Source organism: Bradyrhizobium sp. 613_E4_N2_2, from assembly GCF_052075995.1.
Lineage (GTDB): Bacteria > Pseudomonadota > Alphaproteobacteria > Rhizobiales > Xanthobacteraceae > Bradyrhizobium > Bradyrhizobium barranii.
The window spans coordinates 6,935,766-6,955,542 of sequence record NZ_CP197234.1 but is presented as its reverse complement, the minus strand read 5'-3'; the positions used below and the strand labels follow the sequence as shown (position 1 = coordinate 6,955,542).

At 63.5% G+C, this 19,777-nt stretch carries 16 protein-coding genes; 6 read left to right on the top strand and 10 right to left on the bottom strand.

What is annotated here, in order from left to right; translation table 11 throughout:
* Window positions 1–256: 256 nt before the first annotated feature.
* The 6 genes from AB7290_RS32890 to AB7290_RS32865 all read right to left on the bottom strand — a co-directional run bounded on the left by AB7290_RS32890 (window position 257) and on the right by AB7290_RS32865 (window position 7,340).
* Window positions 257–1,405 carry an amidohydrolase gene (locus AB7290_RS32890; protein ID WP_085404523.1) on the bottom strand — a complete coding sequence of 383 codons (1,149 nt, stop codon included), beginning with the start codon at window positions 1,403–1,405 and terminating at the stop codon, window positions 257–259.
* 193 nt (window positions 1,406–1,598) lie between these two features.
* On the bottom strand, window positions 1,599–2,687 hold the full coding sequence (locus AB7290_RS32885) for a mandelate racemase/muconate lactonizing enzyme family protein (protein ID WP_085404563.1): 1,089 nt from the start codon (window positions 2,685–2,687) through the stop codon (window positions 1,599–1,601).
* Between the two features lie 163 nt (window positions 2,688–2,850).
* The gene (locus tag AB7290_RS32880; protein WP_201266257.1) at window positions 2,851–3,612 is read right to left on the bottom strand and encodes an alpha/beta fold hydrolase; all 762 of its coding nucleotides are present in this window, start codon (window positions 3,610–3,612) and stop codon (window positions 2,851–2,853) included.
* Between the two features lie 90 nt (window positions 3,613–3,702).
* Window positions 3,703–4,896, bottom strand: a complete 1,194-nt coding sequence (locus AB7290_RS32875) for a M20/M25/M40 family metallo-hydrolase (protein WP_085404521.1) — start codon at window positions 4,894–4,896, stop codon at window positions 3,703–3,705.
* Window positions 4,897–5,075: 179 nt separating this feature from the next.
* The gene (locus AB7290_RS32870) at window positions 5,076–5,837 is read right to left on the bottom strand and encodes an outer membrane protein (protein ID WP_085404520.1); all 762 of its coding nucleotides are present in this window, start codon (window positions 5,835–5,837) and stop codon (window positions 5,076–5,078) included.
* A gap of 258 nt (window positions 5,838–6,095) precedes the next feature.
* Window positions 6,096–7,340 (bottom strand): MFS transporter, encoded by a 1,245-nt coding sequence (locus AB7290_RS32865; protein ID WP_085404519.1) that lies wholly within the window; start codon window positions 7,338–7,340, stop codon window positions 6,096–6,098.
* A gap of 826 nt (window positions 7,341–8,166) precedes the next feature.
* Here AB7290_RS32865 and AB7290_RS32860 point away from each other — a divergent pair.
* Together AB7290_RS32860 and AB7290_RS32855 are read left to right on the top strand one after the other, a co-directional pair.
* On the top strand, window positions 8,167–9,390 hold the full coding sequence (locus tag AB7290_RS32860) for an efflux RND transporter periplasmic adaptor subunit (RefSeq protein ID WP_085404518.1): 1,224 nt from the start codon (window positions 8,167–8,169) through the stop codon (window positions 9,388–9,390).
* Between the two features lies 1 nt (window position 9,391).
* The gene (locus AB7290_RS32855; RefSeq protein WP_085404517.1) at window positions 9,392–12,574 is read left to right on the top strand and encodes an efflux RND transporter permease subunit; all 3,183 of its coding nucleotides are present in this window, start codon (window positions 9,392–9,394) and stop codon (window positions 12,572–12,574) included.
* A 173-nt stretch (window positions 12,575–12,747) separates the two neighbouring features.
* On the opposite strand, the gene AB7290_RS32850 is transcribed toward AB7290_RS32855, so the two are convergent.
* Entirely contained in the window at window positions 12,748–13,422 is a 675-nt protein-coding gene (locus AB7290_RS32850) for a LysR substrate-binding domain-containing protein (RefSeq protein ID WP_275552113.1), read from the bottom strand.
* A 207-nt stretch (window positions 13,423–13,629) separates the two neighbouring features.
* Here AB7290_RS32850 and AB7290_RS32845 point away from each other — a divergent pair, with 207 nt between their 5' ends.
* The 3 genes from AB7290_RS32845 (at window position 13,630) to acuR (ending at window position 16,621) form a co-directional block, all read left to right on the top strand.
* Window positions 13,630–14,148, top strand: a complete 519-nt coding sequence (locus tag AB7290_RS32845) for a hypothetical protein (protein WP_085404515.1) — start codon at window positions 13,630–13,632, stop codon at window positions 14,146–14,148.
* Between the two features lie 123 nt (window positions 14,149–14,271).
* Entirely contained in the window at window positions 14,272–15,861 is a 1,590-nt protein-coding gene (locus AB7290_RS32840) for an alpha/beta hydrolase domain-containing protein (RefSeq protein WP_354075362.1), read from the top strand.
* A 127-nt stretch (window positions 15,862–15,988) separates the two neighbouring features.
* Window positions 15,989–16,621 carry an acrylate utilization transcriptional regulator AcuR gene (gene acuR, locus AB7290_RS32835; protein WP_085404513.1) on the top strand — a complete coding sequence of 211 codons (633 nt, stop codon included), beginning with the start codon at window positions 15,989–15,991 and terminating at the stop codon, window positions 16,619–16,621.
* 324 nt (window positions 16,622–16,945) lie between these two features.
* Here acuR and AB7290_RS32830 read toward each other — a convergent pair whose 3' ends face one another.
* Together AB7290_RS32830 and AB7290_RS32825 are read right to left on the bottom strand one after the other, a co-directional pair.
* Window positions 16,946–17,215 (bottom strand): HGGxSTG domain-containing protein, encoded by a 270-nt coding sequence (locus tag AB7290_RS32830; protein ID WP_085404512.1) that lies wholly within the window; start codon window positions 17,213–17,215, stop codon window positions 16,946–16,948.
* On the bottom strand, window positions 17,212–17,883 hold the full coding sequence (locus tag AB7290_RS32825; RefSeq protein ID WP_085404511.1) for a hypothetical protein: 672 nt from the start codon (window positions 17,881–17,883) through the stop codon (window positions 17,212–17,214). The genes AB7290_RS32830 and AB7290_RS32825 overlap by 4 nt, the downstream gene beginning before the upstream one ends.
* A gap of 420 nt (window positions 17,884–18,303) precedes the next feature.
* Here AB7290_RS32825 and AB7290_RS32820 point away from each other — a divergent pair, with 420 nt between their 5' ends.
* Window positions 18,304–19,278 (top strand): Bug family tripartite tricarboxylate transporter substrate binding protein, encoded by a 975-nt coding sequence (locus tag AB7290_RS32820; RefSeq protein WP_085404510.1) that lies wholly within the window; start codon window positions 18,304–18,306, stop codon window positions 19,276–19,278.
* A 157-nt stretch (window positions 19,279–19,435) separates the two neighbouring features.
* Here the strand turns inward: AB7290_RS32820 and AB7290_RS32815 are convergent, their stop codons facing one another.
* Complete coding sequence (locus tag AB7290_RS32815) at window positions 19,436–19,711, bottom strand: hypothetical protein (RefSeq protein ID WP_085404509.1); 276 nt, start codon at window positions 19,709–19,711, stop codon at window positions 19,436–19,438.
* Window positions 19,712–19,777 lie beyond the last annotated feature (66 nt).

Sequence of the window (19,777 nt, the reverse complement as noted above, 5' to 3'; positions counted from 1 at the left end):
GAGCCCGCTTGGTCCCGCTGCAGTTTGTTCGGAATGCGAACAATTGTTCTTTAATTTCATTATTCCTGCCCGCACGTCCCGCGTCAAGCGCGCGCAGCGGTGCGGTGCTGCAACGCGCCCGGTCGGGCAGTCATCGCCGCTGCATGTTCAAAGGGTTGCAGGCCAAAGAAAAAAGTGTCGGTGGGACAGTGCGGCGGGACGGTCGGCGCACGGCCGACGTCATGCGCAGGGAATCCGAGGTCCTGCCGTTCCGGGGTCAGTTCGACTTCAGCGCCACCTTGGCGACCTCGGCCATCCAGCTGGACGCGACGGGCAAAATCGCGTCGTTGAAATCGTAGCGCGGGCCGTGCAGCTCGGCGCCGTCGCGCAATTCACCGTTGCCGATCCAGGCGAAGGCGCCGGGGCACTGCTTGAGGAAGAAGGCAAAATCCTCGCCGGCCATGCTCGGCGCGAGATCGCGTCGCACCTCGGTCTGCACCCTCTCCGCGGCAAGGCGCGCCAGGCCCGCCTCGGCAGGCGTGTTGACCACCACGCCGACGCCCATGACGATTTCGGGCGTGACCTTGACGCCGAAGGTCGTTGCAATGCCTGCGCAGACCTCTCCGATCCGCGCCAGGATGACGTCCTTCACCGCGTCGCGATGATACCGCAGCGTGCCGCCGATGGTGACGCGTCCCGCGATCTGGTTGCGCGCCGTGCCGCCTTCGAGCGTACACAGCGAGAGCACGGCGGTGTCGAGCGGATCGATGCTGCGCGACACGACCGATTGCAGCGCCACGATCAGGTGTCCCGCCGCCATGACGGGATCGCGGGTCAGATGCGGCATGCCGGCATGTCCGGCATGGCCGTCGATGGTGATGCTGACGCGTCCGCCGGAAGCCATCACGACGCCGTCGTGGACCGCGATGGTGCCGGCTGCGAGCCCCGGCCAGTTGTGGAAGCCGAACACCCGCGTCATCGGAAAGCGGTCGAACAGGCCCGCCCCGACCATCGCGCGCGCGCCGCCAAGGCCTTCCTCGGCCGGCTGGAAGATGAAGTCGACGGTGCCGCTCCAGCCGGTGTCGGCCACCAGCAGCGCGGCCGCGCCGAGCAGCGAGGCGGTGTGCCCGTCATGACCGCAGGCATGCATCACGCCTGATGTCGTCGAGGCGTAGGGCAGGCCGGTGTCCTCGGTGATCGGCAGCGCATCCATGTCGGCGCGCAGGCCGACGCGGCCCTGCGCCGCCCCTCGCGTCAGCGTCGCAACGACGCCGTGGCCGCCGATGCCCGCTTCGAAGGGAATGCCGAGCTCGGTGAGCTTCTCCTGCACGAAGGCCGAGGTGGCCTTCTCGTGGAGGCCCAGTTCCGGGTGCGCATGCAGATGCCGGCGCCACTGGGTCAGTTTCTGGTGCAGCTCGGGGGGCAAGGCGGGGATCTTTCGTAAGGAGGGCCGGCTAATGCCAGCATAGCCGAATATTGAGCCGACCCGTCAAGCGCCTGCGAGTGTCTCGCGTGCAGCAACATCGTCATGGCCGGGCATAGCCGTCCGAAGGACGGCGTCGCTTCCGCTCGCCTATGACCCGGCCATCCACGTCTTGCTTCGGCCATGACGGATTGCCCTACGGCGAGAGCTTCGCCAGTCCTTTCCAGTCGAAGCTGATGCCATGGCCCGGCCGGTCCGGCGCCACGGCCTTGCCGTCCGCGAGCACCAGCGGGTGCTCGATATACTTGTCCAGCCCGAATCCATGCGCTTCCAGATACGAGCGGTTCGGACAGGCCGCGAGCAGATGCACCGTGATGTCGTGCGCGCCGTGGCTGGTGACCGGGAGATTGAACGCCTCCGCCAGCCGCGCGATCTTCATGAACGCACTCACGCCGCCGCAATTGGTGACGTCAGGCTCGGGATAGGATACCGCGCCCGCGACGATGTAGTTCTTGAACTCCCACAGCGAGCGCAGATTCTCGCCGGCCGCGATCGGCACGCCGCCGGCCTGCATGATGCGGGCATGGCCCGCGACGTCGTCGGGGATAACAGGCTCCTCGAGCCAGGTGAGGTCGTAGGGGACGAAGGCGCGGGCGGCGCGAATCGCGTCCTCGACCGTCCATTTCATGTTGGCGTCCGCCATCAGCGGAAAGCCGTCGCCGAGATGTTTGCGCATGGCCGCGACGCGCGCGACGTCGGATTTGAGATCGGGCCGGCCGACCTTCATCTTGATGGCGCGAAAGCCCTTGGCGAGATTGCCGTCGGTCTGCGCGAGCAGCGCCTCGACGGAGAGATCGAGGTCGATGCCGCCGGCATAGCAGGGCACGTGCGCATCGAAGCCGCCGAGCAGGCGGAACAGAGGCAATTTCGCGCGCCGCGCCTTCAGGTCCCACAACGCGATGTCGAGCGCGGACAGTGCCAGCACCGCCGGTCCGCCGCGCCCGCCATAATGCAGGCCCCACCAGACGTGATGCCAGATCGCCTCGGTGTCGTCGGCCTCGCGTCCTTCGACGAGTGGCGGGATCTCGCGTTTGAGGATGTCGGCAGTCGCCCCGCCATTGCGCCCGACCGTGTAGGTGTAGCCGACGCCCTCGGCGCCGTCGGCATCGCGGATGCGGCAGGTGATCAGCTCGAACGCCGCGATCTCGCCATGCGTCGAGTCCGACAGCGTGACGGGGAGGGGGATCCGGTAGAACCCGGTCTCGATTGTCGAGATGCGTGCCATGTTTCCTTCCTGCTTTTCCTTGCAGGCTAGGCCGACAGGCATCGGCGGGCAACCGCGGGCGATGCAGGGCAGTTCTGTAGGATGGGTAGAGCGAAGCGAAACCCATCATCTTCGTTACCGCGGCGATGGGTTTCGCTGCACTCTCCCCATCCTGCGGACGACTTCATGCGAAGAAACGACGCAGCTCCGCCGCAACGCGAATCGGGTCGCCTTCGTTGTCTGCCGCGATGTGTCCGGCGCCCTTGAATTCAACGCGCGTCGCGTTCGGCAGGATCGCGGCGAGAGCATCGAGAGCGGTGGCGAGATAGCCCTGGCTCCGATCGCCGCCAAGCAGCAGCGTTTCCGTGCTCAAGCTCCTGAAGCGGTCAAGGTCGCCGGCTTTCTCCGCAATCAGCTCGATGTCGTAGTGGACCGTGGGGATGAGCGTGGCCAGAGGCGGCCCGTTGCCAACGGCCGCGTTGGGACGGAGCCGCATCATCATGGCGAAGAACGATTTAAGGACAGGCGCAGGGAGCCTTGTCATGATCTCGTTGTCGCCGGTGCCTTTGAGCACGGCAACAAGGGCGCCCGGCAGATCCCCCTTCGCCAGGGCCGCCTCATAGCCAGCGGCCCAGTAGCGCGGCTGGACCCCGCCGAATTCGAGCGGCGGCTCGTAAAGCGTGAGGCGCGCGATCGCCGGATTGGCGAGCGCGGTGTGCATGGCAACCAAGGCCCCGGCGCTCAATGCAAACACATTTTGTGCGCCCGTCTCGGCGAGAAGCCGGCCGAGATCATCGATCTCGGTCGCCATGCAGTGGTCGGGCCGGAACGGTCCGCTCAGACCACGACCGCGCCGGTCCGGGATGAGAACGGTGAAGCGGTCGGCCAGCGCTGCGCCAAGGTCAGTAAAGCTCGCTGCGCTCTGCAGCGCGCCATGGAGCAGCACCAGTCCGGGGCCTGAGCCCAGTTGCCGATATCCAATGACGGTGCCGTCATTGGCGACAAATGATCTCTCTGAGCTCACGCGCGACGCGCCTCACCGCATCGTCGCGAGCTGCACGGCCAGCGCGCAGGCGCGGTCGTATTCGTCGAGGTTGATCCACTCGTCGATCGTGTGCGCCTCGTTCTGGCCGGCACCGAAGGTCACGGTGGGAACGCCGTGGCGGACCATCCAGTTGGCATCGAGGCCGCCATTGGCGGTGCGGACGTTCGGGGTGCCGCCGACCGCGGACACCGCCTCGACCGCGCGTTTGACGACGGGGAGATTGTCCTTCATGCGGAACGGAAAATAGTCGGTCTCGGCCTTGAACTTGATCTTGCCGGACTTGCCCTGCGCGTTCGTCACCTTCTTGGCGGCCTTCTCGAACGCGGCCTTGTAGGCCTTGGTGATCTCCTTGAAGAACTTTCCGTCGTGGCTGCGGCTCTCGCCGCGCACATGGACGTAGTCGGTGACGACGTTGGTGGCATCGCCCGCCGGGCGGCCCTCGCCGCCGGTGACGGGGCCGACATTGCTGGTGCCTTGGCTCTTGCCCTTCACGACCTTGCCGAACCAGCCGCTGGACTTCACGTCTGCAAGCGCGAGCGCCATGATCATGGTCGAGGAGATGCCGCGCTCCGGTGCAACGCCGGCATGCGAGGCGCGGCCGAAGATCTCAACATTCCAGCGGTCCGCGCCGACGGCGCCGATGATGACGTTGGAGGCCGAGCCGCCGTCATAGTTGAAGGCCATCGCCGGCGAGCCGAGCTCGTCCAGCTTGACGTGGCGCGCGCCGTAGAGCCCGCTCTCCTCGCGCACGCAGAACAGCAGCGTGATCGGGGGATGATCGAGCTTCTGCTTGGCGAGCTCGGCGGCCAGCGTCACCAGCACGCCGCAGCCGCAGCGGTTGTCGCCGCCGAGCGCGGTCTTGGCCTCGTTGACGATCTTGCGGCCGGATTTCTTCGGCTTGGCGCCGGCACACAGCGGCACGGTGTCCATGTGGGTCATGAACATGATGCGCGGCTGGTTGTGCAGCGCGCCGCGGCCGGGCAGGTCGACGATGAGGTTACCGGTCTCGGTCGGCACGGGAATGCGGGTGTTGGCGTCGTCGAGCCGGATCGCCTTGGACGGCACGCCGCTCTCCTTCAGCGCAGCGGTGAGCTCACGCCCGATCGCCGCCTCCTGTCCGGTGACGCCCTCGACGGAGAGGAAGCGCATGAGGCGATCGGTGGCGGCTTTGGTATCGACAGGCATGAGATGGTCCTTTGATGCACGGTACGCGTCAGCATCCTTCGCTGCGCCGTGTTTCGCAAGGCCTCTCGGACAGTCCGGTGAGTTTTAGGGCGGGGCAGGGACGACCGCATCAAAGCCACGGCGGCTGTTGGCGGCGGCGCGCCGAACACGACGCGCCGCCGACGCTTTCGGCACAAAAATCAGTATCGCGCGACGAGCGGGGCGACAGCCGTATTGAATCGCCAATTCACGCCGAGCATGACGGTTTGCATGTTCTGCCGGACGCTCGCCGGGAAGAAGGGAGTAGCACATCCGGGACTGCTGGTGCAGTTCAGGGTGTAGCCGTTCGTTCCAAAGTCGAAATAATTGTATTCGGCCTTCAACGACAGGTTTGGCAGCAGCGCATATTCGAGGCCGGCGCCGACGACGAATCCCGTCACATCGCGCGACCCCTTGAAATCAACCGAGAAGGCGGCGAAATCGGTCTGCGTCATCTGATAATTGAAGTGAGCGAAGGCGGCGCCGCCCTTGGCGTAAAACAGCACGCGATCGAAGGCGTAGCCGATGCGGCCGGTCGCGGTGGCGACGCGATCGAGCTGGGTCGTCAGCAGGAAGCCGGCGGCGCCGCCCGGAATCAGTGTCGTGCTGGTGTCCTTCATGTCGGCCCAATCGAACTGGCCTTCGAGGCCGACCACCAGGGAGCCGACCTGATAGTCGCAGCCCCCTTGCACGCCAGCGAGCCAGCCGCTGTTGTGATCGGCATTGAATGTTTGCCCGACGATGGGCTGCTGCTCGTTGACCCCGCGGCCACCGCCGCCATTGCCGCCGACATAGCAACCGGTCCAGGAGAACGCCGGGGCCGCAGGCGCCGCCTTGTACGGCATCGACACGTCCGCCGCCATGGCCGAGGTCAACGTCGAAACGGCCAGCGCAATGGCGCTGAAAAGGGTTTTGGTGGTCATGCGAGGATCTTCCTTCAACTAACGGCAATGGCGCCTGAGGCGCATCGTGCGTGTCGGCATCGCACAGGCCAGCGACTTCATCTGGTGAGTTGTCCGACTTCGCGATCCGGTCACAATATCCGGCGAGTCATGCGGCGGCTGTAACCACCGGGTCACAGTGGAAATAACGGCCACTGCAGGTTGCGACTTTTCACAGAGGCTGGCGCGACAGGACGAATCGGGAGCATCCCCTGCGCCACGCTGTTGTACGAGGCTGCTTCACGCAGTGCGCGTATAGGCCAGGAAGATCAGCGCGCCCAGAAGAAGCGCCGCCGCCATGAACAGCAGCACCGCCGGCAGCCCCGCGAACGCCGCCACCGCGCCCGTCATCGACTGCATCAGGGCGGCGCCGAGGAAGAAGGCGAGGTTGATCGCCGCGAGCGCCTTGCCCGCGGTTTGCGCATCGACCAGCTGCCGCGACATGCCGAACAGCAGCGGCTGGGCGGAGGTCGCAAGGCCGATGAGCACGAACAGCACGAGATCATATTGCGGCGGCATCACGGGCACGCCGAACAGCATCGAGACCGCATAATGCGGCGCCCCCAGCGCCATCAGCGCCAGCAGCAGCGCGCCGACCATATGCGTGCCCGCCACCAGCTCGCGGCGGCGACTGAGCCTGCGGTCGATCATGCCGATGCACAGGGGACCTGCGATCATAGCCAGCGTGAATGCGCCGAGCTGGTTGCCGGCCTCGACCCGCGTCAGTCCCTTGATCTCCATCAGCCAAGGTCCGCCCCACAGGCCGCGCAGCACCAGCGAGGTCGCAAGCGACACCAGCGCCAGCGCGATCAGGCCACGCAGGGGGCGCGAGAGCCCGAGCCGCAGCACCTCGATCATCTGCGACAGCGGCGAGGACTCGTCCTTGTGCTCGGCCGGTTGCCTCGGCACCAGCAAGAACACGGCGAGCGCGACGAGGACGCCGCCGAGCGCCGAGATCCAGAATCCGGCGCGCCAGCCGTAATGATCGACCACGAAGGCGAGCGGGCTCGACGACAGCAGCATGCCGATATTGCCGATCGAGAGGATCGCGCCGGACCATAGCCCGAACCGCGCCGCCGACAATTGCTTGGCCGCCAGCGTCATCGGGCACATCAGCATGCCCGACGTCGCGATGCCCAGCATCACCTGCCCGACCGCAAAGCTTTCCGGCCCCGTCGCGAATCCCGACGCGATGGCGCCGATCACGGTTCCCATAAGCAGGCTCAGCGACACCGGCCGCACGCCAAAGCGATCCATCGCCGCACCGACCGGGATCTGCGCGGCGGCAAAGGCAAAGGGATAGACCGAGGTGAGGCTCGCCAGCGCCTGCGGCTCGATGTGGAAATCCGCCGCCATCAGGTCGAGGCTGACGGCGGGAATCGTGCGCAGCAAGGTCGAGAGCATGTGCCCGCAGGCGAGCGCAAGCAGCGCAAAGATCAGCGCGCGGGTGCCATCTCCCGCGTTATCAGTAGCAACCGCACTCATCAGCGTCCCGTCCCGGCGAGGGTTTCGGCCGGGTTACACGATTGGCGGGACGGTGCCAATGGGGGAGGGCCGATCCGGTGCGCGATGCTTTGTGTCTTCCGGAGCCCCGCTGATCGAGCCATGCCCCGCGTCGATGCCGCTGAAATTGCGATTCGTCGTTACGTCGCCAGTTGATGACGGGCGCTGTTCAATTCCTGCATTCCGATTTATCGAAGCACAGGTTCGATTGCTCGAGCCTGGAAAAGTCCTCTGTTGCAATGAATACGAGAAGTCCGAGCAGAACCATTGCTGCGATGTTGGAACGCATGCTGGGGCGGTTCTCGACAGTGGCGCGATGGTGTTCGAACTTCGAGAGGTCCAGCATGCGCAAGATGTTGTCGGGCCGTGCATCATCAGCCGGATCTCGGCCGCCTCCCGATCGCGTTCGAAACGGTACGACATTTCCCGGTGGTTCGGTTGATCAGCCTTCATCCCGCGCCTCGTTCCCATCAAGCAGCGCTTGCTGAATTTCAATGATAGGGCCTGACTTGAGGCGAGCGGTCCTGAAATTCGCGATTGTTGGCGCAATTCAGCGTGATGCCGCGGTGACCTCTCACGTCTCTCCATTTCGTTTCTGTTTGTTTCTGCCTGTCCTTCGTTGGACGGCTTTGATCGAGCGACTGCGTTTTGCGACGAGCGAACATGAAAATTTGTACAGATTTTCGCACGCGATCGTCATTTTGACGCTGGGATTTTGTCCGCGATACTTCCAATCAGAGGCGGCGGTTTCACCTGCAATCAGTCGAGTCACCCGTAGGCAGGTACAAACAGTTAGAGGGCCATCAATTTGTCAACGCGACCGAAGCTCAGCGTTGCGCTGTTTGGAATCCTTGCAATAGCCGCGGTGGCCTATGGCGTGTGGTATGAGCTCCTCGGGGGCGTCAAGCCAGCCGCAGCGGCCGCCCAAAGCGCTGCCAGTCAGGCCGCGGCGAAGATTCCCGTCACCTCGTTCGTAGTGAAGAAGGCCGACTTTCCCGTGCGCGCCTACGGTCTCGGAGTCGTCTCGCCGTTCAAGACGGTGACGGTCAAGAGCCGCGTCGACGGTCAGATCATCAAGGTGTTCTTCAAACAGGGGCAGATGGTGAAGGAGGGCGATCCACTTCTGGAGATCGATCAACGCCCCTTTACCGCGGCTCTCGAGCAGGCGGTGGCGAAGAAGGCCCAGGACGAGGCCAATCTAAGGAACGACCGCTTGAACCTGGAGCGCTTTCAGAAGCTCGCGAAGCAGCAATTCGAGACCCAGCAAAATCTCGATACCCAGCAGGCCCTGGTCGATCAGATGATCGCGCAGGTGAAGGGCGACCAGGCCGCCATCGACAATGCGCAGACCAATCTCGGTTACACCTCGATCAAGGCGCCGATCAGCGGACGAACGGGTTTCCGGCTGGTTGACCCCGGCAACATCGTGCATGCCGCGGATACGACGGGGATCGTCACCATCGCCCAGCTGCAGCCGATCGCAGTGCAGTTCACGGAGCCTGAAGAGCAATTGCAGGCCATCGACAAGGCCTTTGACACCGGCGAGGTGCCGGTCGAGGCGCTGACCTCGGACGGAACCAGGACACTGTCGCAAGGCAGGCTCGTGGTCATGGACAATTCGGTGAACCAGGCCACCGGGACCATCAGCCTGAAAGCGCGCTTCGACAACAAGGACAATGCGCTGTGGCCCGGCCTGTCGGTGACCACGCGGATGCTGATCGATACGCGCAAGGACGTCATCGTCGTGCCGCAGGATGGCGTGCAGCACGGGCCGTCGGGTCTGTTCGCCTATGTGATAGGCGACAATGGCAAGGTCAGCGCGAGGCCGATCAAGGTCAGCCAGAGCGGCGATGCAAATGCCGTGGTCTCCGAAGGCCTGAACGTCGGAGACAGGATCGTGGTGGCCGGACAGTCACGCCTGTTCGATGGCGCACTGGTCGACGACAAGCCCCAGGCCGCGCCGACGGCGGATGCGAGCGCCAGCACTGCTCAGGCCAATAGCGGAACCAAGACCACCGGATCGGCTGACTGACATGGCTGGCGGTATCTCGGCTCCCTTCATTCGCCTCCCCATCGCGACGTCGCTGCTGATGGTCGGCATCGTCTTCGTCGGGATCATCGCCTATCCGCAATTGCCGGTGGCGCCGCTGCCGGAAGTCGACTTCCCCACCATCCAGGTCTCCGCCAACCTTCCCGGCGCGGATCCGGAAACGATGGCTTCTTCGGTGGCGCAACCGCTCGAATCGCAGTTTGCGCTCATTCCCGGCGTCTCGGAGATGACGTCGCAGAGCCAGACCAGCTCGACCCAGATCGTTCTGCAGTTCGATCTCTCGCGCAACATCGATGGCGCCGGCTCCGACGTGCTCGCCGCCATCAATGCCGCGAGCGGGCAATTGCCCAAGAACATGCCGACCCCGCCGACCTACAGAAAGGTCAATCCGGCCGACTCGCCCATTCTCACGCTCGGTGCCACCTCGACGACGCTGCCGATGACGCAGGTGTCCGACGAGACCTACACCAAGCTCGCGCAGGCGATCAGCCATATCAGCGGCGTCGGCCAGGTCAGTGTCGGTGGACAGCAGGCGCCGTCGATCCGTGTCCAGATCGATCCCGCCAAGCTGGTCGCCAAGGGCCTGTCGCTGGAGGATGTGCGCACCCCGCTCTCGGTGATCACCGTCAACAATCCCAAGGGAACCCTCAACGGCGACACGCGCACCTACACCGTCTATGCCAACGATCAGTTCACCAAGGCCGAGGCCTGGAACGACATCGTCATCGCCTATCGGAACGGCAGTCCCGTCCGTGTCGGCGACATCGGCCATGCCGTCAGTGCGCCGCTGGACAATACCCAGTACGGCTGGGTCGACGGCAAGCCCGGGGTGTTCCTGGTCATCTTCAAGCAGCCCGGCGCCAACGTCATCGACACCGTCGACAGCGTCATGAAGCAGCTGCCGCATCTGCAGGCCGGCATTTCGCCGGCCATCAAGGTCTCGGTGCTGTCGGACCGCACGCAGACGATCCGCGCGGCGGTGAAGGACGTGCAGTTCACGCTGCTGCTGACGATCGGCCTCGTCGTGATGGTGATCTTCGTCTTCCTGCGCAGCGTCTGGGCCACCATCATCCCGTCGATCACGGTTCCGCTCGCGCTGCTGGGCGCCTGCGCGCTGATGTGGATAGCCGGCTACAGCCTCGATAATCTGTCACTGATGGCCCTCACCATCGCGGTCGGCTTCGTGGTCGACGATGCCATCGTGATGCTGGAGAACATCACCCGCTACATCGAGGAGGGCGAGACGCCGATGGCCGCCGCGCTCAAGGGCGCCAGCGAAATCGGCTTCACGATCATCTCGATCTCCGTTTCGCTGATCGCGGTCTTGATTCCGCTATTGCTGATGAGCGGGATCATCGGCCGCCTGTTCCGCGAATTTTCGGTGACGCTCGCGATGACGATCGCCGTGTCGGCCCTGGTATCGCTGACGTTGACGCCGATGATGGCGTCGCGCTTCCTCAAATCGCACGACGAGGAGCATCACGGCAGGCTCTATATGCTCAGCGAGCGGATGTTCCAGGCCCTCGTGAACGGCTACGCGCGCGGCCTCGACCTCGTGCTGCGTTTCCGCTTCATCACCTTGATGGTGTTCTTCGCGACGATCGCGCTGACGGTCTATCTCTTCGTGATCATCCCCAAAGGGTTCTTTCCGCAGCAGGATACCGGGCTGATCACCGGAGTCGTCGAAACGTCGCAGGACGTGTCGATCGCCGATATGGCGAAGCACATGCAGGAGATCGGCGCGATCGTGCTGAAGGACCCTGCGATCGACCACATGGCGATGCGGATGGGCGGAAGCGGCAATACGCTCAACGACGGCACGATGTACATTACGTTGAAGCCGCGGGATGAACGCACCGACTCGGCCGACCAGGTCATCCGTCGTCTGCAGGTCCAGACGGCGAAGGTCCAGGGCGCGCGGCTCTATCTCCAGTCGGCGCAGGACGTTCGTGTCGGCGGCCGGGCCTCCCGGACGCAATTTCAGTTCACGCTGCAGTCGACCGACATGGACCAGCTCAACACATGGGCCCCGAAGCTGCTCGCGAAGATGAAGGAGATGCCCGAGCTTCGCGACGTCGCGTCCGACCAGCAGACGTCAGGCACCACGCTGACGCTGTCGATCGACCGCAATCAGGCCGCGCGTTTCGGGATCACGCCCGACGTGATCGACGCGACCCTGTATGACGCATTCGGGCAGCGGGAGATCGCGACATATTTCACCCAATTGTCGACCTACTATGTCGTCCTCGAGGTGCTGCCCTCGCTCCAGAAGAATCCGTCCACGCTGGAGCAGATCTACCTCCGCTCACCGACGACGGGGGGAGAGGTGCCATTGTCGGCGTTCACCAAGTGGACCACGGCTCCAGTGCGGCCGTTGGCCATCAATCACCAGGGCCAGTTTCCTGCGGTGACGATCTCCTTCAATCTCGCGCCCAACGTCGCGCTCGGCCAGGCGACGCAGGCGATCGACGCGATGGAACAGCAGATGAACGTGCCGGCCGCGATCACCTCGACTTTCGCAGGCACGGCGAAGGCATTCCAGGAGTCTCTCTCCTCTGTGCCTTTGCTGATCGTGGCGGCGCTGATCGTGGTCTATCTCATTCTCGGCGTGCTCTACGAGAGCTACATTCACCCCTTGACGATTCTGTCGACCCTGCCGTCGGCCGGTGTCGGTGCTCTGGCGACGCTCCTCATCTTCCATTTCGACTTCAGTTTGATCGGGTTGATCGGCCTCGTCCTGCTGATCGGCATCGTCAAGAAGAACGGCATCATGCTGGTCGACTTCGCGATCGCGGCGGAGCGGGATCAGGGCCTGTCGCCGGTTGAGGCCATTCGAAGGGCATGCCTTCTGCGCTTCCGTCCGATTCTGATGACCACGATGGCGGCGGTGCTCGGCGGCGTGCCGCTGATGCTCGGCCACGGCACCGGCTCGGAGCTGCGTCAACCGCTCGGCTACGCCATGGTCGGCGGTCTCTTGGTCAGCCAGGTCCTGACGCTCTTCACCACGCCGGTTGTCTATCTTTATCTGGACCGTGTCTCGCAATGGTTCAGTCCGAAACCACACGCAGGAAGCGATCCTCAGGAAGAGGACGTTGTCGACGACGGCGATCTGGACGTCGTCGAAAAGCTGGACCCGAAGAAATCAAGGGTCTTTGCGGCAGAATGACTGTTTGACATCCGCGCCGACGACGGCGAGCGCGGCGATCTGGCTCATGTATGCATGGCCAACGCGCGGCGGCTAACCATGCGCAAATTCGGACTGGTTGTACCTGATTTTCGTGATTGTCGGACCGTTTGACGATCAGCATTTCAGCTTCCGTCTGACAGTCTCCCCCTGCTTCACGCCACCGCCTGGGCAATGAAGTTGCGGACGATCTTCGAGGTCTCGCCACGCCGGAACGCCAGAGCCAAGCGCACGATTGGAGCGATCCCTTTGACCTCACGATAGGTGACGCCGGTTACATGAAGCTGGCGCATTGACGCCGGCACGAGCGAAAAGCCAAGCTCAGCTGCCACCAGGCTGACGACAGAGCTGATCTGCGGCGCGGACTGCCCGAGGGTGGGCTCGAAGCCCGCCCGCCGACAGGCCGCGATGACTGTGTCAACCCAGGCCGATCCGCGCGGCGTCAGAATGAGCGGATCCCCCTTCAGCCTGATAAGATCGATTTCAGTCGACTTCGCCACCGGATGGCTTGCGGGCAATACGACGAGCATCGGCTCGTTGGAGAGACGCCGAAACTGTAGATCGTCCTCGCCCTCATCGGGGCGCAGGAACACCGCGTCCCGCTCTCCTTCCCGAAGGCCCGCAAGGAGGCGGGATGTGCTTGCTTCCTCCAGCGTCAGATCCACATCGGGATAAGCTCGGCGAAACGATCGGATTGTCGAGGTAACAACGGGATTAAATGGTGCCGAGTTGGTAAAGCCCACCCGCAGCGAACCGATTTGACCCCGCGCAGCCCTCTGCGCGGCGCGAATGGAGCGCTCCGCCGGCCTTGTCCGACAAAGCGCTGTCAAAAAAGATTGATGGGCGAAATCGCTTGCAGCCAAGCCGAATACTAGACGATCGGTCTAATTTATGGCACCTCGGAAAAGCGCGGTGAAATCAGCTTTGGTTGGGGCTCGGTCGCTACCGAGCGCTGACTGGTTGATGAGGGAATCTTCAACAAACATCGTCCGACCATATCTTCATGGTTGGGTGGATTTCAGCATGAGAGGTCACGCATGTTTCGCAGTATCGCGCTTGGAATGATGATCACTCTCGCAATGGCTCTAACCGCGCCGGTGGCCATTGCGCAGCAAAAGCACCACGTCAGCTATGATACGCCGGCAACTCAGACGGTATACACCCAACAACACGTCATCGACGTTGGCGACATTCCGGGACATCAAGCTCGGCTCTTCGAAATTCGGCGGACCTATGGTGACGATGCCCCCCTTATCAACGGATCGAGGTTGAAGGAGCAGTGGACACGCGGCATGTCGGACTACATCGACAACAACGGTCCGGCTCTCATCTACAACGTTTGGATACTGGAGAACGGGGAGAAGTTTTTTGTCAGGACATCTCTGGTCGCTCAAAGCAGTGGAGATGGGAAACTTACGAACATGACATCGGGCGTCATTACCGGTGGCACGGGTAGCCTCGCCAGAATGCGTGGCATCATCAGCAGTCATGGCCCGTCCGAGCCGAAGGCCGGCACCAATGCAAATCAGACGGACATCGACTATTGGATGGAGTGAGAAGGCCTTCGCCATAGGCGATGGACCGGTGAAAAAGTTGCCGGTCCATCATGTCCGTTCTGATACGGCGTGTCGTGATCAAAAATGCTCGAAACCAGCCGCTATCCCCTATGGAGAATTCTCATGCCGCACCGTCGAAACGGGCGAATTGTGATGTTCTTGTTTTGCTTGTTCAGCCTGATCTCTACGGCGCGGCCAGTGAGCGCAGAAGTTACCCGGATCGAGTTCACGTCGAAGCAGCCTTACGGCACATTTCGCGCCGGCGACTATGTGATTTGGCAGGGCAAGATCCGCGGCGACCTATCGCCGCAAGAAGCCATCCCTGGGATCAACAAGGCGCCGCGCAATGAACGCGGGCGCGTCGACTACGCGGCGAAGGTCATTCTCATGATGCCGGCGGCTCCGCGCGGGGAAAACGGCGCGTTGCTGGTAGACGTACCCAACCGCGGGCAAGTCTGGGCCGAGGCGATCTACAACTCGCCACGCGACGTGCGGTTTCTCCCGGGCACGCTGGAGCAGGGCACCGGCTTTCTTCAAGACCATGGTTTCGCGGTTGCGGAGGTATTTTGGGAGCTTGGACAGAGTGCGGACCTGCCTTCGTTCGCTGACGCCGATGGCAAGACACGGTTCGTCGAGGGAGTGGGCTTTGCGATCGTCCGCGATGCCGCGGATTTCTTCGCGCATGCAGCTTCTGACAAGGGTGGAACGCCCAACCCGCTCAAGGGAGCGATCAACCGCGTGCTCGCGAGCGGCAGGTCGCAGGATGGACGATTCCTGAAGACCTTTCTCCTGAACGGCTTCAACATGATGGGCAACCGGCGCGTCTTCGACGGAATGCATGTGTTCGTCTCGGCCGCTGGCCTTCTACCGATCCTGCAGACGGGCCTTGGACCAATGTCGAGCGCCGAGGGGGCTCCAACATTCGACAACCCGGATTTTCCCGGCGTGAATGACGGACCGCTCACGATCGGGGAGATCACGGCCAAGGTCGAGGCGCGCGGCGAGGTGCCTCCGAGGATGATACTCGTGAGCTCCACCACGGACTACTATTCGCTGCGCGCTTCGCTTGGCCGCACGGGCGCGTCCGGAACCGCGGATCAGCCACTGCCCGCCAATGTGCGGATGTACGATATCGCGGGAGGCCCGCATATACCCGCCCCCAAGGCACCGGCCTGCACACTGACGCCAGGCCGCCTCGATTGGTCGCCGCTGTCGCGGGCCCTCCTGCTGCACCTTGATGCCTGGGTAAGCCGCGGCACCAAGCCGCCCGCCAGCGAGCTGATGTCGCTTGAAGCCGCGGGCGGCGAGCCACCTGCGCTGCGCGCCCCGACTCGGCTTTCCGCCGCAGTGATACAAGTGCCAAAGCGCGATCAGGACGGCAATGCGCTCGGCGGCGTGCGGCTGCCGGATGTCGCGGTGCCGACCGGCACCAATGGCGCCCAGAACCAGCCGCAGACATTCACCTGCATGCTGATCGGGTCCTTCTCGCCATTCGCAGCGACGAAAGCGGAACGAGAGCGTACCGGTGACGCCCGCCCGTCGATCGAAGAGCGCTATCACGGCCGCGACGATTACGTGAACCGGATCCGGATCGCCGCCCAGGATCTGCTAGCGCGTGGGTTTCTGCTGCCGGAAGACGCGGCAGTGATCGTTCAGGAAGCCGCGTCGACTAACCTGTTCGCGCCCGCACCAACGAATGCCGAGCCACGTTGAGTGAGCCAAGCCGGAGCCTAGGCCTACCACCGAACTGGTGGATGGAGTGAGAGGGTTTCCGCCACCTGCAGAACGCCGCATCACGGGCAGTTTGCTTCTTCTAGACGATCGGTCTATTACGATTTGCATGAGCAAGACGCTGCCTCGCCGCCGTCGCGGGCGACCTCCTAAGGAACTTGCCGGCACCAGCGCGACCCGTGACGCGCTTGTCCGTGCAGGTGTCGTTATGCTGACGGAGAAGGGCTATTCCGCGACGGGGATCGAGGAAGTCTTGCGGAGCGTCGACGTGCCAAAGGGGTCGTTCTACCACTACTTTCCGAGCAAAGAGGCATTTGGAGCGGAGCTGATCGACAGCTACGCTGGCTACTTTTCGCGAAAGCTCGACAGCTTCTTCCTGAACGAGCAGCATTCCCCGCTCGAAAGGCTCAGAAGTTTTACCGACGATGCTACGTCCGCCATGAAGCGCTTCCGTTATGCGCGAGGCTGTTTGGTGGGCAATCTTGGGCAGGAGATGAGCGTACTTCCACAATCATTTCGCCAGCAGCTGTTCGATGTGTTCATCGACTGGCAGCAGCGCACTGCCAAGTGCTTGAGAGCTGCCCAGGCTACTGGTGCAATCTCTTCCAACCAAGATTGCGACTGGCTTGCCGAGTTCTTCTGGATCGGTTGGGAGGGCGCGGTTCTTCGCGCCAAACTCGAACGCCGTTCCGAACCGCTTCATTCCTTCTCGAAGGGCTTTTTCAAGCTCCTCGGTGAATGAGTCGTTTTTCGTGTAGATGGCCGAAGGCACAATCCACCACACTATCTCCGCGCTATCATTTCAACCGACTTGATCAGCCGCTCGCGCTCGGCCGCGAGAGCCTGCCGATCTAGAGCATCCCGTTGAGCTGATCGATCTCATGCTCGTGGCAAACGGCGCTAAGGTTGCGATTCTTGGTTTTGCAAGTGCATCCCCGAGTTGATCTGAATAAATGTCGCCTTCTGGCCCATCGCGACCTCTTGCCTTGCCGCACGAACCTGGTCGCTATTGGGGCAACGCAGACGTAGCCTTCGCATCACGCCGCGGGGTTTATGGGCACACGGCCTAGCCCAGCTCCTGCAGCAGCTTCCGCGTCTCGCCCAGCAACGCCCGTATCGCCCTTCGTTCTGCGATCCGGTCCTGCGTGAATAGCCCATGCTTCCGCGCATTTTGATTTCCCTTCGGTGCGCCTGATCTCGCGGCGCTGCCATGCATGCGGCAGCGGGTCTTGCCGTGCACCGCCGGCGCGAGGCAGGCGCTGCCGCTGCGTGTCCTGGCGCCGCAGCGCGGACTCGCCAGCATCGCAGCCATGTTGCGGGGGTGATCGCCGCTCATGCGGTGGCACCTTGTGCGGCATCGACCAGTTCATGTTCGCCTTCGCCGGCTTCGCGAGGCGAGACCGATCCTGCTCCCATCGGCGTGTCCGCGACGCTTTGCTCCGTTACGATCATGCCCGTGTGCTGGACGGGGTGGCTCGCGATGGCTCCTGCGCCATCCTGCACCGTCAGACTCTCCACCGTGATCGCCCGCTCGCCATTGTTGCGGTACCGGTTGAGCGCCTCGACCTGGGCCGGAAAGATTCGCGCCAGCTTGGCGAGCGCGCGTGACGCGCTGTCCTGCCGCGGGATGTCGTCAGCGAAGGCGAGGCGATGGGCGCAGCGCATCGCCAGGACGTGAATGGAGACCATCTGTGCCGCCAGCATGGCCTCGATGGAGTCCCGCGGCGCGATGCTCTTCATCATCGAGATCATGAAGGCGAGATTGGCCTCGTCCGGCTTCTGCGCAGTCACGCTGGCCTTCACCAATTGCTTCAGGATGCCTTGCAACGCGTCACGGTCGACGGCACCGAGCGCGTCGGCTAGCAGCCGTTCGCCGGTTCTCGGGTCGGGATGATCGATGGCAATGCGCCGCCTGTAGAGTTTGACGCGCGGGCTCGCAGCCGGGTCGCTGCGATCGTTTGCCGCAACCGGCGGCGTGGTGTGGCGATCGGGGGATGTCGTCATGTGTCGTGTCCTTTACCGGCGCAGGTGCGCGAACGACCGCTCGCGTGCTGCGCGGCTACGAATTTTGAGATGTCGATGAGAGGCTTGCGCGCGATCGCGGCGAGTCGCCCGAGGAGCGGGCGGCCTGGACGCTGGCGATTGTTGCGATGATGCCATCATGCCGGTGTTTTGCCCGACGTGTCAAACTGCATTTCGTGGTATCCGAAGGTTCTTGTCCTGCGCAAGTCCTTGTCCTGACAGGGGCCGGCTACTGTGCATGGGGTTGTTTTCGCATTTTTTGTTTGGATGCGGCTCTCGCGTGCCGCACGACGGAATGCCGGCGTGCAAACGCGATTGCGAAATCCGGCGCGACCGCTAATCATGATCTCCAGAGGCGCCGCACCATGCAAAAGCGGCAGCGCGGGTCCGGGGAGAGAACGAATGCAACGAACGCTTCGCCTGCTGGCGATTGTCGCCGGATTGTGCGTGACGACCGAGGCTCTCGCGCAGAAATATCCGACGCGTCCGGTCAAGATCATGGTCGGCTTCAGCGCGGGCGGCCCGGTCGATGTGGTCGCGCGCATCGTCGGCGACCGGCTGAGCAACAAGCTCGGCCAACCCTTCGTGGTCGAGAACCGCGCCGGCGCCAACGGCATGATCGCAGCCGAGGGCGTGGCGCGCGCGGACGCGGACGGCTACACCATCCTCGCCTGTAACTCGTCCACGATCACGCTCAACAAGACGCTGTTCAAGGACGCCCGCTACGATCCGCAAGGCGATTTTGCGCCGCTCACCACCGTCATCTCGGCGCCGCTCGTTCTGGTGGTCAATCCCGAGAATCCCAAAACGGCCAACATCAACACCGTCGCCGATCTGGTCGCGGCGGCGAAGGCCGCGCCCGGCGCGCTCGCCTACGGCTCGGGCGGCAACGGCAACCTTGCCCATCTCGCCATGGAGCTGCTCAGCCAGAAGGCCGGCATCAAGCTGATTCACGTGCCCTATCGCGGCGGCGCGGCATCCGAGGTCGGCATCCTCGCGCAGGAGGTCCTGGCGGTGTTCGATCCCTTGTCCGCCGTCCCGCTGGTGAAGGCCGGCAAGCTGCGCGCGCTTGCGGTGTCATCGGCCGAGCGGCTGCCGGCGCTGCCTGACGTGCCGACCGTCGCGGAGGCCGGCTATCCCGGCTTCGATATCTCGTTCTGGGTCGGCTTCTTCATGCCGAAGGCCGTGCCCGCGCCGATCCGCGAGACGCTGCACCGTGAGATCGTCGCCGCCGCCAGGGATCCGGCGTTGCAGGAGCGCCTGGAGTCGCAAGGCGTCGTCAGCGTGCTCAGCCCGGCCGACTACGCCGCGAAGATCGCCAAGGAGACGACGGATCTTGCCGAGGTCGTCGCGGCCGCGAACATCAAGGCGGAGTAGGGGGCGTCACGCGAGAGGATCTGCTTGCGGTAGCGGATCAGGGCTCGCTCGATGCGAGGCGCACGGCGCGGGCCTTCGCGCCGGTCGTCTTCCTCGATGCGCCGACGGAATCCTCATTAAAGCAGCAGGGAAAACCGGCCGCGAAGCGGGCTTCGAGCTAGTCCTTGGGAAAATCCTTGCGCATCGCGATCTCGGCGGCGTCGCCGGGCGACAGCACCGTTTGCTCAAAAGCCGGCTGCGGCTTCGTCATGATGTCATAGAGCGAAATGCCCTTGATCGGCTTATCCATGAGCACGCGAACGCAGTCGGCGAGCGTGCCGTTGTAGACGAGATAGGGCGGACCCCGGTCCTTCTGTCTCTCGCCTTTCAGCGACGGCCACTTCTTCAGTTCGGCCGGCGCGTCATAGGCGATCGGCGATTCCTCTTTGAACATGCGCTTGGCCTCGGGCGGCGTGAAAAGCCCGAAAAGCCTAGGCTTGCCCGGTAAACGCTTGTTAAA

Excerpts from the sequence above, each read along its gene's own strand:
- acuR (WP_085404513.1), top strand. The coding sequence starts at position 15,989 with ATGAGCAAGACGCTGCCTCGCCGCCGTCGCGGGCGACCTCCTAAGGAA.
- AB7290_RS32820 (WP_085404510.1), top strand. The coding sequence starts at position 18,304 with ATGCAACGAACGCTTCGCCTGCTGGCGATTGTCGCCGGATTGTGCGTG.
- AB7290_RS32845 (WP_085404515.1), top strand. The coding sequence starts at position 13,630 with ATGTTTCGCAGTATCGCGCTTGGAATGATGATCACTCTCGCAATGGCT.
- AB7290_RS32865 (WP_085404519.1), bottom strand. The coding sequence starts at position 7,340 with ATGAGTGCGGTTGCTACTGATAACGCGGGAGATGGCACCCGCGCGCTG.
- AB7290_RS32855 (WP_085404517.1), top strand. The coding sequence starts at position 9,392 with ATGGCTGGCGGTATCTCGGCTCCCTTCATTCGCCTCCCCATCGCGACG.
- AB7290_RS32875 (WP_085404521.1), bottom strand. The coding sequence starts at position 4,896 with ATGCCTGTCGATACCAAAGCCGCCACCGATCGCCTCATGCGCTTCCTC.
- AB7290_RS32830 (WP_085404512.1), bottom strand. The coding sequence starts at position 17,215 with ATGAGCGGCGATCACCCCCGCAACATGGCTGCGATGCTGGCGAGTCCG.
- AB7290_RS32870 (WP_085404520.1), bottom strand. The coding sequence starts at position 5,837 with ATGACCACCAAAACCCTTTTCAGCGCCATTGCGCTGGCCGTTTCGACG.
- AB7290_RS32885 (WP_085404563.1), bottom strand. The coding sequence starts at position 2,687 with ATGGCACGCATCTCGACAATCGAGACCGGGTTCTACCGGATCCCCCTC.
- AB7290_RS32815 (WP_085404509.1), bottom strand. The coding sequence starts at position 19,711 with ATGTTCAAAGAGGAATCGCCGATCGCCTATGACGCGCCGGCCGAACTG.
- AB7290_RS32840 (WP_354075362.1), top strand. The coding sequence starts at position 14,272 with ATGCCGCACCGTCGAAACGGGCGAATTGTGATGTTCTTGTTTTGCTTG.
- AB7290_RS32825 (WP_085404511.1), bottom strand. The coding sequence starts at position 17,883 with ATGACGACATCCCCCGATCGCCACACCACGCCGCCGGTTGCGGCAAAC.